Source organism: Solirubrobacter phytolaccae (genome assembly GCF_027587195.1).
Lineage (GTDB): Bacteria > Actinomycetota > Thermoleophilia > Solirubrobacterales > Solirubrobacteraceae > Solirubrobacter > Solirubrobacter phytolaccae.
On record NZ_JAPDDP010000003.1, the window covers coordinates 1 to 14,792 of the forward strand.

At 72.3% G+C, this 14,792-nt stretch carries 11 protein-coding genes; 7 read left to right on the plus strand and 4 right to left on the minus strand.

Annotation, left to right across the window (positions count from 1 at the left end; genetic code table 11):
- The 6 genes from OJ997_RS01990 to OJ997_RS02015 form a co-directional block, all read left to right on the plus strand.
- Positions 1-4,338, plus strand: a 4,338-nt coding sequence (locus OJ997_RS01990; protein ID WP_270023319.1) for a hypothetical protein, incomplete at its 5' end; no start/stop codon positions are given.
- The gene (locus OJ997_RS01995) at positions 4,335-5,381 is read left to right on the plus strand and encodes a hypothetical protein (RefSeq protein ID WP_270023320.1); all 1,047 of its coding nucleotides are present in this window, start codon (positions 4,335-4,337) and stop codon (positions 5,379-5,381) included. The genes OJ997_RS01990 and OJ997_RS01995, both read left to right, overlap by 4 nt.
- Positions 5,378-6,508, plus strand: coding sequence for a hypothetical protein (locus OJ997_RS02000; protein ID WP_270023321.1), 1,131 nt, complete (start codon positions 5,378-5,380; stop codon positions 6,506-6,508). Before OJ997_RS01995 ends, OJ997_RS02000 begins: the two co-directional genes overlap by 4 nt.
- Before the next feature lie 13 nt (positions 6,509-6,521).
- Positions 6,522-6,722: a hypothetical protein gene (locus OJ997_RS02005; protein WP_270023322.1), complete on the plus strand. Its 201-nt coding sequence runs from the start codon at positions 6,522-6,524 to the stop codon at positions 6,720-6,722.
- A 6-nt stretch (positions 6,723-6,728) separates the two neighbouring features.
- Positions 6,729-7,529, plus strand: a complete 801-nt coding sequence (locus OJ997_RS02010) for an AraC family transcriptional regulator (RefSeq protein ID WP_270023323.1) — start codon at positions 6,729-6,731, stop codon at positions 7,527-7,529.
- Between the two features lie 57 nt (positions 7,530-7,586).
- Complete coding sequence (locus OJ997_RS02015) at positions 7,587-8,009, plus strand: DUF2000 family protein (RefSeq protein WP_270023324.1); 423 nt, start codon at positions 7,587-7,589, stop codon at positions 8,007-8,009.
- Here OJ997_RS02015 and OJ997_RS02020 read toward each other — a convergent pair.
- On the minus strand, positions 7,993-8,805 hold the full coding sequence (locus OJ997_RS02020) for an SDR family NAD(P)-dependent oxidoreductase (RefSeq protein WP_270023325.1): 813 nt from the start codon (positions 8,803-8,805) through the stop codon (positions 7,993-7,995). The two genes, OJ997_RS02015 and OJ997_RS02020, sit on opposite strands and share 17 nt — an antisense overlap.
- A 70-nt stretch (positions 8,806-8,875) precedes the next feature.
- Here OJ997_RS02020 and OJ997_RS02025 point away from each other — a divergent pair, with 70 nt between their 5' ends.
- On the plus strand, positions 8,876-9,757 hold the full coding sequence (locus tag OJ997_RS02025; protein WP_270023326.1) for a LysR family transcriptional regulator: 882 nt from the start codon (positions 8,876-8,878) through the stop codon (positions 9,755-9,757).
- Here the strand turns inward: OJ997_RS02025 and OJ997_RS02030 are convergent.
- From OJ997_RS02030 to OJ997_RS02040, 3 genes are read right to left on the minus strand one after another with little or no spacing between them, the layout of a single operon-like run.
- Positions 9,754-10,881, minus strand: a complete 1,128-nt coding sequence (locus OJ997_RS02030; protein WP_270023327.1) for a ParB/RepB/Spo0J family partition protein — start codon at positions 10,879-10,881, stop codon at positions 9,754-9,756. The two genes, OJ997_RS02025 and OJ997_RS02030, sit on opposite strands and share 4 nt — an antisense overlap.
- A gap of 36 nt (positions 10,882-10,917) precedes the next feature.
- Complete coding sequence (locus OJ997_RS02035; RefSeq protein WP_270023328.1) at positions 10,918-14,223, minus strand: hypothetical protein; 3,306 nt, start codon at positions 14,221-14,223, stop codon at positions 10,918-10,920.
- Positions 14,224-14,242: 19 nt separating this feature from the next.
- Entirely contained in the window at positions 14,243-14,746 is a 504-nt protein-coding gene (locus tag OJ997_RS02040; protein ID WP_270023329.1) for a DUF3455 domain-containing protein, read from the minus strand.
- Positions 14,747-14,792: the final 46 nt, after the last annotated feature.

A 14,792-nucleotide genomic window follows, 5' to 3' on the forward strand; every position in this document is an offset into this window, starting at 1 on the left:
GGCGCGCCCCCGGAGGCCGCGGCGACGACTGCCGCCCCGGCCGCGGCCGCCGGTCCCGAGGCGGCGGCTCCTGCCGCCCTGCCGGAGGCCGCGCCGCACGAGGCCGCCGAGGCGAAGCCCGCCCACGCCGAGCCCAAGCACGAAGAGCGCGACGACGCGCGCGGCGAGGCCGACCACAAGGACGAGGAGCGCGGCGAGCACAAGCACGAGGGCGGCGAGCAGGAACACGCCGGCGGCGAGAAGGACGAGAAGGGCGAGGCCGGCGACGACAAGGGCGGCGAGCAGCAGGCCGAGGCCGGCGGCGAGCACGAAGGTGGCGAAGCCGAAGCCGAGGCCGACGGCGGCGACTTCGAGGCCGAGGCCGAAGAGGAGGCCGAGGAGGGCGACGAGCTCAGCCCCGAGGACGAGGGCAAGCTGCTCGCCGAGGGCTACAGCGCCGCGCAGATCCGTGAGGCGGCCGAGGAGGCGCGCGCGGAGGAGCGCGAGCGCAAGCGGTCTATCAAGGAAGGTCGCCGGGCCGCCAACCAGGCCGTCGCCGAGGCGACGCAGGCCGAGGCGCAGCGACTCAAGCAGGCCCAGCAGCGCACCAAGCAGGCGATCTCGCAGGCCGTCGGCAAGCACCAGCGCGAGGTGTCCGAGGCGGGCACCCAGCACCAGGGCGCCGTGCGCGGGGCGTTCGCGAAGGCCAGGGGCCAGGTCGGCGCGGCGGTCTCCGGCGCAAAGGGCAAGGTCACCGCGGCGGGCGCGACCGCGAAGGGCGAGGTCACGACCTGGAAGGGCGCGGCCTCCACGAAGACCAAGAGCGCGGTCGACGAGGCGTCCAACGCCGCGACGCAGACCGGCTCGGAGATGGCCACGCAGGGCAAGTCGGCGGTCACGGCCTCCAGCCAGAAGGTCAAGGGCACGATCGACTCGACCGCGGGCTCGGTGCAGGGCCAGTCCGGCGGTGGCGGCGGCGCGAACGAGGCCGCGGCCGAGGGCAACGCGAAGGTCGCCTCGAAGGTCTCGGGCGAGACGTCGGGCAAGGTCAAGTCCCAGGGCGGGCAGGTCGTCTCCGGCGTGCAGAGCCAGGGCGGCAAGATCGGCTCGGCCATGCAGGCCAAGGGCAAGGAGGCGGCGACGGCGATCAAGTCGACGCTGCCCGGGGCGATGTCGAACCTGACGACGATCGCCTCGCAGGCCAACAGCGCGGTCGCCAAGGGCGTGAGCTCGGGGCAGAGCGCGCTCGGCCAGGTCGGCTCGCAGACGAACGCTTCACTCGCCGCGCAGCAGGGCGCCGCGACGCAGCAGATCGCGTCGACCGTCGCGCAGACCAAGGCGGGGCTCACCAAGGGCGCCGCCACCGCGAACCAGGCCGTCGGCGCGCAGCACTCCGCCGCCCTGAAGGGCCTGAAGACCAGCGCGGCCAAGATCCGCAAGCTGATCAACCGCGCGCCGATCATGCGGGAGGACGCCGCGGGCGTCGCCGGCGAGGTCAAGGGCCAGCTCAAGGAGATGAGCGCGCGCGGGATCGTCGCGGGCGGCAAGACGGCGAAGATGGCGACCACCGCCACCGGCGGCGTGGCCAAGCAGGCCAAGACCGGGCTCGCCAGCGGCGCGGCGGGCGCGGCCGGGTCCGCCGCGCAGACCGCGACCGGCGCGTCCACCGGCGCGAACAGCCTCGCGGCGAACGTCGGCACGCAGGTCCAGAGCACGGCCAAGTCCGCCACCGCGGCCGGTGACAAGACCGTCACCGACTACACGGGCAAGGTCAAGTCCTCCAAGGAGAAGGTCAAGGGCAAGCTCTCGGACGGCCTGAACAAGACCAAGACCGAGATGTCCGCCCACGAGGCCAAGGTCCAGGGCGGCACCGCGAAGATCCCGGGCGACAACGCCGGCAAGGTCTCCGAGGGCCAGGCCAAGGTCAACGCCGCGGCGACCAAGGAGCCCAAGAAGCCGGGCGGCCTGTGGGGCAAGATCGTCTCCGCCGCCAAGTGGGTCGCGGAGAAGCTCAAGGCCGCGTTCGAGTTCGTCGCCAAGATGCTCACCGACCCGGGCTTCTGGGTCAGCCTCATCGTCGCCATCGCGCTGACGGCGTTCGTGATCGCCACCTTCGGCTCGGGCCTCGCGGTGCTCGTGGTCGCCGGCGCGGTGATCGGCGCGATCAGCGCGGGCGCCGGCCAGGTCGTCACCAACCTCGCGTCCGGCAAGAAGTGGAACGAGGGCCTGGGCACCGCGATGCTGATCGGCGGCGTCACCGGCCTCATCCCGGGCCTGGGCAAGGGCCTCGGCGCGATCGGCTCCAAGGTCGCGGGCAAGTTCGGCACCAGCGTCGCCAACAGCGCGGTCGGCCGGATGGGCTCGAAGATCGCCTCCAGCGCGCTCGGCAAGGGCGTTCAGGCCCTCGGCCGCGGCCTCAAGAACGTCGGCGGCAAGCTCGCCACGCTCGGCTCCAAGGCCGGCAAGACCGTGCCCGGGAAGATCGTCGCCGCGCCGTTCAAGGCCGCGGAGAAGCTCGGCACCAAGCTCGGCAACGCCACCCGCGGGGCGCTCGAGAAGAAGTTCCCGAACATCGTCAAGCCGAAGGCACCGACGACCAAGCCGTCGACGGGCGGCGCGACGCGCGAGGAGCCCGCGGGCAGCAAGGTCGAGGTCACCGACGACGCGGACGCCGTCGCCCGCGACGCGGCCAAGAAGGCCGACGAGATCCAGGAGCCGACCCCTCTGCAGGAGCGGATCGACCGCGCCACAGGGGTCGACAAGGGCCCGGACTACCAGAAGGCCCAGGACGACCTGCGCGACTTCTACGCGAACCAGCAGCGGGAGTCGCTGGCGAGCGGGACGAACGTCAAGCGCACCTACACCGACCAGATGGCCGACGCCAAGGGCCGCCCGATGACCAACCCGGACGGCTCGCCGTACGGCTACGTCGGCGAGCAGAACTTCGACGTCTACCGCCACACGTACGACAACGGCAACCTCACCACGGTCAACATGCGGGTCAAGCTCGACGCCCAGCCCGGCGTCGGACCCGATGACCTCGCCCGCGTCCGCGCGGACGCCTACAAGGGCATCGACGAGTACTACAACAGCGGCAAGGTGCTCCCCGACGGCGACCGCCTGCACGTCAACGTCGAGTTCGTCGACGACGCGTCAAAGGCGACGATCCGCGTCAACACCCACCCGGGCGGGGGCGCGGCGGACCAGGGCAACTGGTACGTGAACTCCAACCCGACGACCCACGCCCACGAGCTCGGGCACGGGTTGGGCTTCGGCGACGAGTACTACACCAAGGCCGCGTACAACCGCGGTGGCGGCAACATGTCGAACGTCCACACGGACGACTCGCTCATGGGCGACTTCTGGAAGCGCAACCCGGACGGGTCGCCGATCCCGGACCCCAAGACGGGCAGCTACGTGCACAACCCGGGGACGGAGCTCAAGGACCGTCACCTGACGCAGCTCCAGGACGACATCAACAAGGCGCGTGCCGCAAAGGGCGGCTCGTCCGGCTCGAGCTCGAGCTCGCCGACGCCGGGTCCGCGAGCCGAGGCGCCCAGGACGAACGGCCCCAAGAGCTGGGACGAGCTGGACGACGCCTCCAGGAGCGTGCTCGGCGAGGCCGCCGACCCGGCGGTCGTCAACCGCCTGCTCGGGAAGGGCGTGCACCCGGACGACATCCTCGACGCGGCCGTGGACACACCCCACCTCGTCCCGATCATGGACGACCTTGCCCAGCAGGGTGTCCGCGGCGACGTGATCAAGAGCATCACCAAGCAGGCCGGCAACGCCGCCGAGAAGTTCCCCGACGCACGAGTGATCGAGAACGTCGAGGATCTCGTCCGCAGCGGAAAGCTGGCCAACCCGGACAGCCTCGGCGCACATCTCAAGAAGATCGCCGGCGGTGACCGCGGGGCGCTCACAGAGCTCGAGCGTGTCATGCAGCGGGTTCGTGCCGGCCATGACGTGCAGATCGGAGCGATCAACGGCAAGGGCGGAGACGTCGTCGACCTCACCGACCAAGAGGTCCTGCAGATGAAGGACATCACCAGCCGCACGGAGGACGGCGTGGTCGAGAACATGAAGGGCGCCGCGAACCAACTCGCGGGCAAGGGAGCGAAGGCCAAGTCCAACGCCGGGCAGACCGAGACGCCACCCCTGCGGGAGGACGGCACGCCGTACACACGGACGGTCGACCTCACCATCCGCGAGGCGGAGAACCCCTTGCACGCCTATGACGACGAAGCCCTCAGGCAGTGGGTCCGTGACAAGATGGGGAGCTTGAGCAGCAAGGATGCAGTGGACCAGGTCGTGGTCCGGATCAACGGCCGGATCGTCACCGTGAAGGCGCCCTGGTGAGCAAGACCGTGTGGGGGTCGGTCCGCGAGGGCGCACTCGCGGTGTGGTTTGCGCGCGCCGCGGATCAGGACGCCCTCGTTCGCGCCATCCTGCGCGCCGGTGCCGAGACGCGGGTCTTCCGCCCGGCCAGCGTCGACGAGCACGGCCAGGATCTGCAGCCCGTCGAGGATGACGTCGCGATCGCGAGCCGCCTGGAGCCCGAGCTTCCGGGCCGGGAGTTCGTGACGCCCGGGACGATCTGCTGGCATGAGGCGGGAGAGCGCCGGGAGGGTGAGGTGATCTACGTCGGGGAGCTGCTCGAGCGCCTCCGTCCCGACGCGCCGGAGATCACGTGGGACCACATCGCCTACGTGCCGCCCGTGAGCGTCAGCGTTTCCCGCGACTTCGTCTCGATCACGCTGATGACCGACGTCTGGTTCCCGCGCGTGATCGGCTTCCTCGAGGAGGAATGGCCCGACGGCATGCTCGACAACTCCGAGCTGGCGGCGTGCCACACCCCGCGCCTGAACGCGTTCCTGCACGCGGTGCGCGACGCGTCGGACGAGTGGTTCAACGACAGCGCCGACGACTTCGGCGCGCGCTACGCCGACATGGTCTCCGACGACGGCATCTGGCTGCCCGCCGCGGCCGCCGACGGCCCGCCCACCGACGTCAGCATCTTCTTCGCCGTCGGCGACGAGCGCTCGCCCAGTGATCCCTGGGGACGCATCGCGCTCACGATCGGCAAGGACGGGGTGGCGTACCTCGAGCACCTGATGGGCGGCGACCGCCGGATGTGGAGCGGCCGGATGGATCCTGCGCAGATCGAGGAGATCAAGGCGCTGGCCGTACGCGGCGGCTTCCCGTGGCCGCCACAGGGCGTGATGCCGGTCATGGGCTCGATCGTCTTCGAGCTCGAGCTTCCCGAGCTCGACGACTCACGGTCATTGATGATGTCCCTCCGCGACGCCGCCGCCGTCGACGGCTACCGCGAGGCGGTCGACGCCCTGCAGGCCTTCGCACGCGAGCTCAGCGAGGGCCGCTACCAGCGTGGCGCCACGTGAAGCTCTTCGGGAAGGGTCGGGCGCAGACGCACGTCTGTCCCGTCTGCGCGTACCTGAAGCTCCCGTTCAAGCCGTACAAGCAGTGGCCGCCACCGCCGGACCTCGAGCTCACGCCGCCGTACGAGGCGCAGCTCGGCAAGCCGTCGCACGAGGCGTGCCCGCAGTGCGGCTTCGTGTTCGGCAAGGAGGACACCTCGTTCGAGGAGTACCGCTACGCGTGGGGCGGGCGCGGGCGTCCGTGGGCCGACCCGTCCGTCGCGCCGCCTGAGGACGAGCGCCGGTTCGCGATCCTCGGGCCGGGCACGTACGAGGGCTTCGATCGTCCGGGCCTGGGTGAGGAGGTGCCGGAGCAGCTGCTCGTGCAGGCGCAGCGGCTCGAGGCGGCCGAGGACGTCATGGGCCTGCGGCGCCTCGTGACGCGGCTGGCGCGCGACGGCATCACCGGCTACGACGTGGTGGCGATCGGCGGGTTCGCCGGCTCGTCCTGGGACTTCCTGGGCTTCGACGTCGACGTCCAGGGGCTCTCGGCGCTGCGGCACCGGGAGGAGGCGCGCAGCCCGTACTTCAGCGAGCGGCTCAACGAGCACGGCCTGCTGGCGGACTTCGCCGACGTCCACAAGTTCGCGATCGCGGTCTCGCCCGACGCGCTCCTGCCGATCGGGCGCCTGCGCCGCTCGGCCGTCACCCCCGGTGACCGCCTCTGGTACACGATCGGCAACGAGCACAACCCGGGCGACCCGTTCGGCCGGATCGTGCTGACGGTCGAGGCCGACGGCACCGCGGCGCTCGAGCACTACGGCGGCCGCAACGGCAGCGGCACGTGGACCGCCCGCGTCGACACCGACGTCATCGCGCGCATCCGGGCCGAGCTCGGACGCAGCACGTTCCCCGAGGTCGCGAGGGAGCCCATCCCCGCCGGCTCCGGCCTGCGACAGCTCGAGGTCGTGACCGATGACGAGCCCGAGTACGTGCTGATGGGCGACCGCCAGGGGCAGCGGCTCGACGGGTACAAGGAGGCGTTCGCCCTGCTGGACGCGATCGCGATCCGCATCACGACCGGCGCCTACGAGCGCGGTGACGACGCGCTCGACGCGACGGCGATCACGGACGTGCGGCAAATCACCTAGGGTTCGGCGCCTCGTGACCAAGCCCAAGCAGCCTGCCCTCCGCATCGACGCCGACGAAGGACAGGTCCTGCACGTGACCTGGGGCCGTTCCGGCAAGCGCGCGATCGTCTCGATCTCCGGGCCGCAGTACATCCAGCCGCAGCAGTGCACGCTCACGACCGACGACGTGGCGGAGCTCTCGCGCTTCCTCGACGAGGGCCCCGACGAGCCCTAGCCGGCCGTGGCGGAAGCGGTCCACTGGTACCGGCCCGAGGGGCTCGACGGCGTCGAGGCGCTGCACGCGAACTTCGAGCGCCACGCGTACCGCCCGCACAGCCATCCCACGTGGACGATCGCGGTGATGGAGCGGGGCGCGGCCGCGTTCCAGGTCGACGCGCGCCAGGAGCGGGCGACCGACGGCGAGTGCTTCGTGCTCGAGCCCGAGGCGGTGCACACCGGCGTGCCGGCCGTGCCCGAGGGTTGGGCGTACAAGGTGCTCTACCTCGAGCCGGAGCTGCTGTCGGCGTGGGATGAGCGGGACGCCGCCGCGCCACGGGCCGCCCGCTGGGTCGTGTTCTCGGACCCGACGTTGCGGGCCGCGATGCTTGCCGCGCACCGCGCGCTCGCCCACGCACCCGCCGGCCTGGAGCGCGACGAGGCGGTGCTGCACGCGGTGGACACGCTCAAGCCGCACCTGCGGCCCGGCCCACAGACGCCGCGCGACCGGGTCGAGCACGCCGCGGTCCGCCGCGCGATCGCGCACCTCCGTGAGCAGTGGGATCAGCCCGTGTCGCTCGCGGAGCTCTCGAAGGTCGCCGCGCTGAGCCGGTTCGAGCTCGTGCGCCGGTTCCGCGCGCAGGTCGGGCTCCCGCCGCACGCCTTCCAGCTCGACCTGCGGGTGAACCGGGCACGGGCGCTGCTGAGCGCCGGGCGCGCTCCGGCCGAGGTGGCGCTGAGCTGTGGCTTCGCCGACCAGGCGCACCTCACGCGCACGTTCCGCCGCCATGTCGGGATCACGCCCGCGCGGTACGCCGCCGCGTAGCCGGCACCGCAAGATCGTTCAAGACGCGCGCCGCCCGCCGCGCGATGCTGCAGGGCGATGGGCGTCACCGACTTCCCGACCAAGATCGCCGTCGTCGTCCGCGACGACCTCGCCACCTGGCAGCGACTCAACGTCACCGCGTTCCTGATGAGCGGGGTGATCGCCACCGGGCCCGAGGGCACGGTCGGCCCGAGCTACGAGGACGCCGACGGCGTCACCTACCTGCCGATGCTCCGCCAGCCCGTGCTCGTCTACGAGGCGAGCGCCGACGCGCTGACGAAGGTCCACCGGCGCGCGCTCGAGCGCGAGGCCGACCTCGCGATCTACACGCAGGAGCTGTTCGCCACCGGCCACGACGACGAGAACCGCGCCGCGGTCAAGGCCGTCGCGACGGACGACCTGGACCTCGTCGGCGTCGCGATCCGCGCACCGCACCGCCAGGCCGACCAGATCCTGCGCGGCCTCAAACGGCACCCATAGCGGCGAGCGACACCGGCTCCCACTCGCGCCAGGTCGCCAGCCGCGCCGCGTAGGTGGCCTCGACCTGCGGCAGGGAGGAGCGGCCGAGGAAGATCCGCCGCGGCGGCGCGTCCGCGTCGACGACCCGCAGGATCGCGTCGCGCGTGGCGCGCGGGTCGCCGAAGTCCCAGTCCTGCGCGCCGCTCGCGCGGACCCCGTCGTAGGCCGGCAGCGGGTCGCTGAGGTTGTGGGTGCCGCCGAAGCCGGTGTCGTACGGGCCGGGCTCGACGAGCGTGACCTTGATGCCGAAGCTCCCGACCTCCTGGGCGAGCGACTCGGTCAGCCCTTCCACCGCCCACTTGGACGCGTGGTAGGCGCCGATGCCCGGGTAGGCGATGATCCCGCCCTCGCTCGTGTTCTGGAGGATGTGCCCGGAGCCCTGGGTGCGCATGATCGCCAGCGCGGCCTGCGTCACCCACAGCGTGCCGAAGAAGTTCGTCTCCAGCTGGGCGCGGATGTCGGCCTCCGACAGCTCCTCGACCATGCCGAAGTGCCCGTAGCCGGCGTTGTTGACGACGACGTCGAGCGCGCCGAACGTGTCCGCCGCCTCACGCACGACCGCGAAGGCCTGCGCGCGGTCGGTGACGTCGAGCTCGAGCGGGAGCACCCGGTCGCCGTGCTGCTCGGCCAGCGGCGCGAACCGCTCCAGGCCGCCGCGCGCCGTCGCCGCCACGCGGTCGCCGCGCTCCAGCGCCGCTTCGGTCCATTCGCGGCCGAGTCCGGCGGCCGCTCCCGTGATCAACCAAGTCCGTTCCATACCCTTGAAGCTAGGCTCGATCTGCTATCGAACAAGCGATGATCTCGCATCGCTGCCATCGCCTTTGCGCATGGCTGAGCTGACGCTCACCGGCATGCGCATCGTCAGCGAGGTCGCGGCCCGCGGCTCGCTCACCGGCGCGGCCCACGCCCTCGGGTACACGCAGTCCGCGATCTCCCGCCAGGTCGCGCTGATGGAGGAGGCGACCGGCGCGCCGCTGTTCGAGCGCCTGCCTCGCGGCGTCGAGCCGACCGCCCGCGGCCGGGCGCTGCTCACGCACATCCGCGGCATCCTGGACCGCGTCGACGCCGCCACGCTCGCGCTCACCCAGCTCGAGGACCAGCTCGTCGACCGGCTCACGCTCGGCGCCTTCCCGACCGCGCTCGCCGGGCTCGTCCCCCAGGCGCTGGCCCGCATGCGCGAGCAGCACCCCGCGATCACGATCCGCTTGCGCGAGGGCGGGAGCGCGGCCCAGCTGCGACGGCTCCGCGCGGGCCGGGTCGACGTCGGCGTGATCGCCGTCGGCGCGGGCCTGGACTACGCGCTCGAGGACCTGCGCGCCGACGTCGTGGTGCGCGGCGGCGCGCTGCTGGCCGTCGGCGAGACGCACCCGTTCGCCGGTCGCACGTGGGTGAACGTCGCCGACCTGCGCGGCCAGACGTGGATCGTCGGCGTCGCCGACGAGAGCGGCCCGCAGTTCGGCCCGTGGCCGACGCTCGACGAGGAGCCGCGGATCGCCCACGCGCTCCGCGACTGGCCCGCGCGGCTCGGCCTGGTCGCCGCCGGCGTCGGCGTCGCCGTCATCCCCTCGCTGCTCGAGCACGCGCTCCCGCCGGGCGTGCGCGCGATCCGGGTCGAGGATCCGCGCCCGTTCCGGCGCGAGGTGCTCGCCGTCACGCGCCCGGACCGCTCAGCCGCGGCCCAGGCGCTCATCGACGCCCTGCGGGGCTAGATCGCGTCGATGGCCTCGCGCGCGAACGACCGCAGCGCGGGGAGCCGCTCGTGCGGGCGCAGCGACCGCGCGTACTCGTGCGCGTCGGCCTCGCCCGTGATCCGCAGCAGCTTCTTCGTCCGCGGCGCGGCCGAGTGGTGCAGGAAGGCGCCGAGGATGAAGGCGTCCAGCTCCGCGTCGGTCGGGCCGTGGCTCGATCCGGGGGACGGCTCGGTGGCCACGCGCACCGACAGCGGCGTGGAGTCCGACGGCTCGCGGTCGACGTCCGGGTAGTCCTCGTCGCGTTCCTCGCGCGGCTGCGGCTTGGCGGCCTCGCGGCGCGCGGCGTCCAGGCGGTCGGAGATCTCCGCGTAGTTCTCCGGCGGCGGCGGGACGTAGCCGGCGCCGAACTTGAGCTCGGTGGTGTTGATCTCGCCGGCCGCGAGATCGTGGACCAGCGCCTCGGCCTTCTCCTCGGACACCGCGCCGCGTGCCACCTGGCGGCGGACGAAGTCGGCGGTCGTGAACGACAGGTCGCCGCGCTCGACGCTCTGCAGGATCGCCTCCGGCAGATCCAGCAGCTTCAGCGACTTGCGCGTCCAGTCGACCGGCGCGCCCACGATCCGCGAGACCTCCGCCGCCGTCAGCGACGGGTCCTCTTTCATGATCAGCCGCACGGCGCGCGCGAACTGCACCGGCTCGGGCTTGCTCTGATGGAAGTTCTCGGCGAACTGCATCGTCAGCGCCTCGCGCGTGGAGATGCCGTCGATGAGCGTGAAGCGCCAGTCCTGGGGCTCCTCCGCCTCGTCGAGCAGCTGCATCGCGGCGAAGCGGCGCTGCCCGGCGAGCAGCTCGTACGGCTGCTCCTCTTCGCCGGTCTCCCGCACCAGCGGCGGATGCAGCAGCCCGGTCTCGCGGATGGACACCGCCAGCTCGTGGATGTCCTCCAGCGCGCCGGTGCGCATGTTGGCCATCGCCCGCACCTGCGTGAGCGCGGCCGTGATCCCCTTGTGCGGCTTGCCGGCGGTGTCGCCGAGCGGCGGGCGGCGCAGGTCCTCACGCAGGGAGTCCTGCTCCTTGCGCTCGGCCTCCTCGCGCATCTGGGCGACCTGTTCTTCGGCTTCTTGAAGCTTGTCGACAGACATCGGACGCGGCAGGAAAGCAGACGCGTCGGACGGGCGTCAGCGCTTCTTGGGCGCCCGCTTGACGGTCGCGCGGGCGGTTTTCCCCGCCACGCCGTCGGCGCGGAGGCCGACGATCGTCACCCGGCCGGTGACGGTGGAGGCGACGTTCGGGACCTTCAGGCGCTTGGTGCGGGCGGAGACGCGGAAGACCTGGCCGATCCCGTTGGAGAGCTGCACGCGAAGCTCCTGGCGGGCGGCGTACTTGGCCGGCGTCCAGGTCAGCTGCAGCGCGCCGGAGCGGTGCGTGGCCTTGAGCTTGCGCGCCACGCCAGGTTTGGGCGGCTTCGGGACGGTGAACGCGCCGAGCGTGAAGCTGTCGGAGGCGAGGCCTTCGACCTCACCGACCGCCACGACCGAGCGCCTGCCGCCGCGGACGACCTTCGGCTTCCAGCGCAGCGTGCCCGAGGCGCCGCGGGCGACGCCGAGCTTGCGCAGCACGCCTTCGCCCTGCTCGTAGAAGGTCACGGTCTGGCCGCTGCCGCCGGCCTGCTTCCAGCGCAGCTCGCCGCGCTTGACGCGGCCAGTGACCTTCAGCGGCGGGGCGTCGCGCGTGACCTGGACCTTCGCCACGCCCGGAGAGCCGGCGGCGGGCTCCAGCGTCCACGCCCCCGCGGGCGGCTTGGCGATCAGGAACGTCTGGCGCTTGAGGTCCGGCTCGCCGACCGAGACACCGGTGGGCGAGGTGACGACGCCCGACGCCACGCCCTCGTAGCGGAGACCGTTCGGGCCGACCAGCGTCACCAGCGGCACGCCGGTGTCACCCGTGGCGATCACGTTGAGCTGCTTGAGGCCGGGCTTGACCTGGATCGCGCCGCCCGCCTGCGCCGACTGCGCGACCTCGTACGGCTCGGTGTCGCACAGCAGCGGCATCAGGTCCGGGACGAGGTCGCCCCAGAACAGGCCCGCGCCGGCGCTGATCGGCGGGAACTTGAAGGAGGCGCAGGCCGCGATGCCCTTGCTCGAAAGCACCGCCGTCGCGCCCGCCGACAGCGAACCCAGGCACGCGCGGCCCTGGCCCTTGGCGTTGAACTTGAAGCCGCCCGAGAGCTCGACGAAGCCCTTCGCGGACGCTTCCACGCCCGCGATCCCGCCGTCGCAGGAGCCGATCCGGGCCTCCGCGCCGAACTCGATCGAGCCGGGGTAGGAGTACTGGAAGTAGCCGCTGCCCAGGCGCGAGCCGAGCACGTAGACCGGGCCGTCGGCGCGCAGCGAGAACGGCGAGGACAGCCGCAGCTTCAGCGTCCCGAAGTCGTCGTAGGGACGGCCGACGCTGACGAGCGGCGTGTCGGTCGGCGAAGCGCCGCCGGCCACGACCACCTTGCCGGTGATCAGCAACGCCGGGTCCAGCTCCAGCTCGAGCCCCGCGTAGCGCAGGTACACGAGCGGCGGGTACAGCTCACGGCCGGGCGCGTCGAACTTGGCGGCGATCGCGAGCCGCTGCAGGGAGCCGTTGACGAGCGTGATCTCGCCCTCGAAGTCGGTGCCGCTCCCACCGAGCACGGACGGCTGGAACTTGAGCTTGCCCGTCCACGTCGGCGGGTCCGACGTGTACTGCAGGTCGAGGTCGTGGAAGCCGAGCCCGAGGTCGTCGATGTGGGACTTCAGGCCCTCGAGCTGGAGCCCGCTGAAGTTGTCGGCCTTGAAGTCGAGCTTCGCGGTCACACCGTCGAACGGCTTGGGCAGGCGCAGGTAGCCCGTGAGCAGCGACTTGCCGTCCGCGGTGAGCTTGAGCGTGCCGTCGCCGGTGATCGCCAGCCCGAGCAGCTGGCCGCCGAAGCCGGCCTTGTCGAGGTCGATCGCGCCGCCGGGCTTGGTCCAGGAACCCGTCGCCGGGAACGTGTAGTCGAGCTTGCCCTTGCCGAGCTTGATCACGCCGAGCGTCAGCGACGCGCTCCCGGTCTCCAGGGTGCGCTTGGCGGTGTCGACCGTGACCGTCTTGCCGCCCGGATCGACGGTCACGCCGTTGAGCAGGAACGGCTGCGCCGTCGTCAGCTTGGTCCCCGTCGTCTTCTTGAAGCAACCGGTCGCGAGCAGCTTCGCCACGCCGAGCGTGGGCTGCTTGACGCACGAGGGATCGACCGGCGGCGGCTGCGGCGGTGGGTCACCGGGCGGCGGCGGGTCGACCGGGAACGCCGACCCCGGCCCGCCGACGGCGCCGAGGTAGACCTCGTCGTCGTCCGTCGAGCCGTTGCCGGCGTCACGCGTCCACACCGCGACGCCCGCGCCGGACGAGCCCGCGGCGAGCGCCGGCACCCCGGTCGACGTGCCCTGGTCGAGCACGATGCCGTACTTGGGCCAGCTGTCGCCCGTCGTGGACGCGCTGTAGACGAGGCCGGTGGACGAGGCGCCGGCGTAGCGCGACGTGCCCGACGTCCACAGCGAGTGCACGTTGGACGCGCTGTCCATGAACATCCACACGTTGCGCGGCGTGTCGTCGTCGTTGACGGTGACCGGAGCGCCGAACGAGTCCGACGCGAAGTCGTACTTGCGCAGGGTGATCCGCCAGTCGGTGCCGGCCACCTCCGAATAGGAGCCGAGGACGGGCGCCGCGATGCCGTTCGAGCCGAGGTCGGTGACGCTGCCGATGTCACCGAGGGTCTGCGGAGCACGCCACGTGCCGACGTTGCGGACGTTGCCGGTCCCGCCCCACGAGCGGTACGTCGTCACGCCGGTGTTCGTCGAGCGCGAGACGACGAGCGGGGCACCACCCGCCGCGAGACCGACGTCGGCCTCGTACGCCCCTTCCAGGTTGGTGTCGACGGCACCCTGGGTCACGCCGGGAGCGTTCGTCGTGCCGAACGTCAGCCGTGTCGGCGCTCCCACCTGCGAGAGCCAGCCGATCTCGAACGCGCCCGGGCCGTAGATCGTCCCCTGGTGCGTGTTGCCGACGCCGGTGCCGGCGGTGCCGTCCGTCATCCGCTTCGGCGCCGCCCAGGTGTTGCCGGCCGCGTCGGGCTGGGTGGACGCGATCGACCACAGCCCCGCGCCGGGGAACTGCCCGCCGGACGTCCACACCGAGACGACGACGTGCACGGTGCCCGTGCTCGGCGCCCGGACGACGTCGACGTCGGTCCCGAGCGCGCCGGCCGCGCTCCAGGTCTGCGACGCGGCGCACGTCTCCGTCCCGGGCGCGACGCGGCAGTAGCTCAGCGTCGTCCCCGTCTGCCAGACGACGTGCGCCGTCCCGTCGGGTCCCGCGACCGCGTGCACGTTGCCGCCGGTGCCCACGCGCGTCTTGGCCTCGGCCACGCCGCACGCCACCAGCATCAGCACCATCGACATGCACGCGATCAGACCCCGCAAGCGGACGCGAGCGTACCGATTACTTTCGCGCGCTGCGCCAGAACACGTAGGCGGCCGTGTAGCGCACCTCGCGCACCGTGCCGGCGGCCTCCGGCGTGCACGTCGACGCGGCCGGCGCGGTGCCGCCCGTCGTCGCCAGGCGCTGGATGAAGCTCGTCTTGAAGAGGTGGCCGGGAGCCGTCGGCGTCGCGCGCAGCAGCAGGTGCGGGATCGCGCCGCTCGGGCTCGGCGCCTCGCCGACCTTCGCGCCGACGGTCGAGCTGCCGTCACGCCAGCGCCAGGTCGGCCCGGCGAAGTGGTCGCCGACCTTCTTGCCGACGAGGTTGTGCAGCGTCGCGCGCGGGGCGACGAACGTCCACGCCGTGCCGTCGCACTTGTAGATCTGCACGCCGACGGCGAACGTGGCGTCGTAGGGGACGTTGCCGGCGGGCGGCAGGATGGTGGTCGGGGAGAGCTGCGCCTGGGCCGGCCCGGCGAGGGCCAGGCAGGCGGCGGCGATGAAAGCGGTGGGGAGGAATCGCATAGGCGAGCCAGCTTGCTGCCTGCGCTCGCCCTTGTCAGTCGGGGCG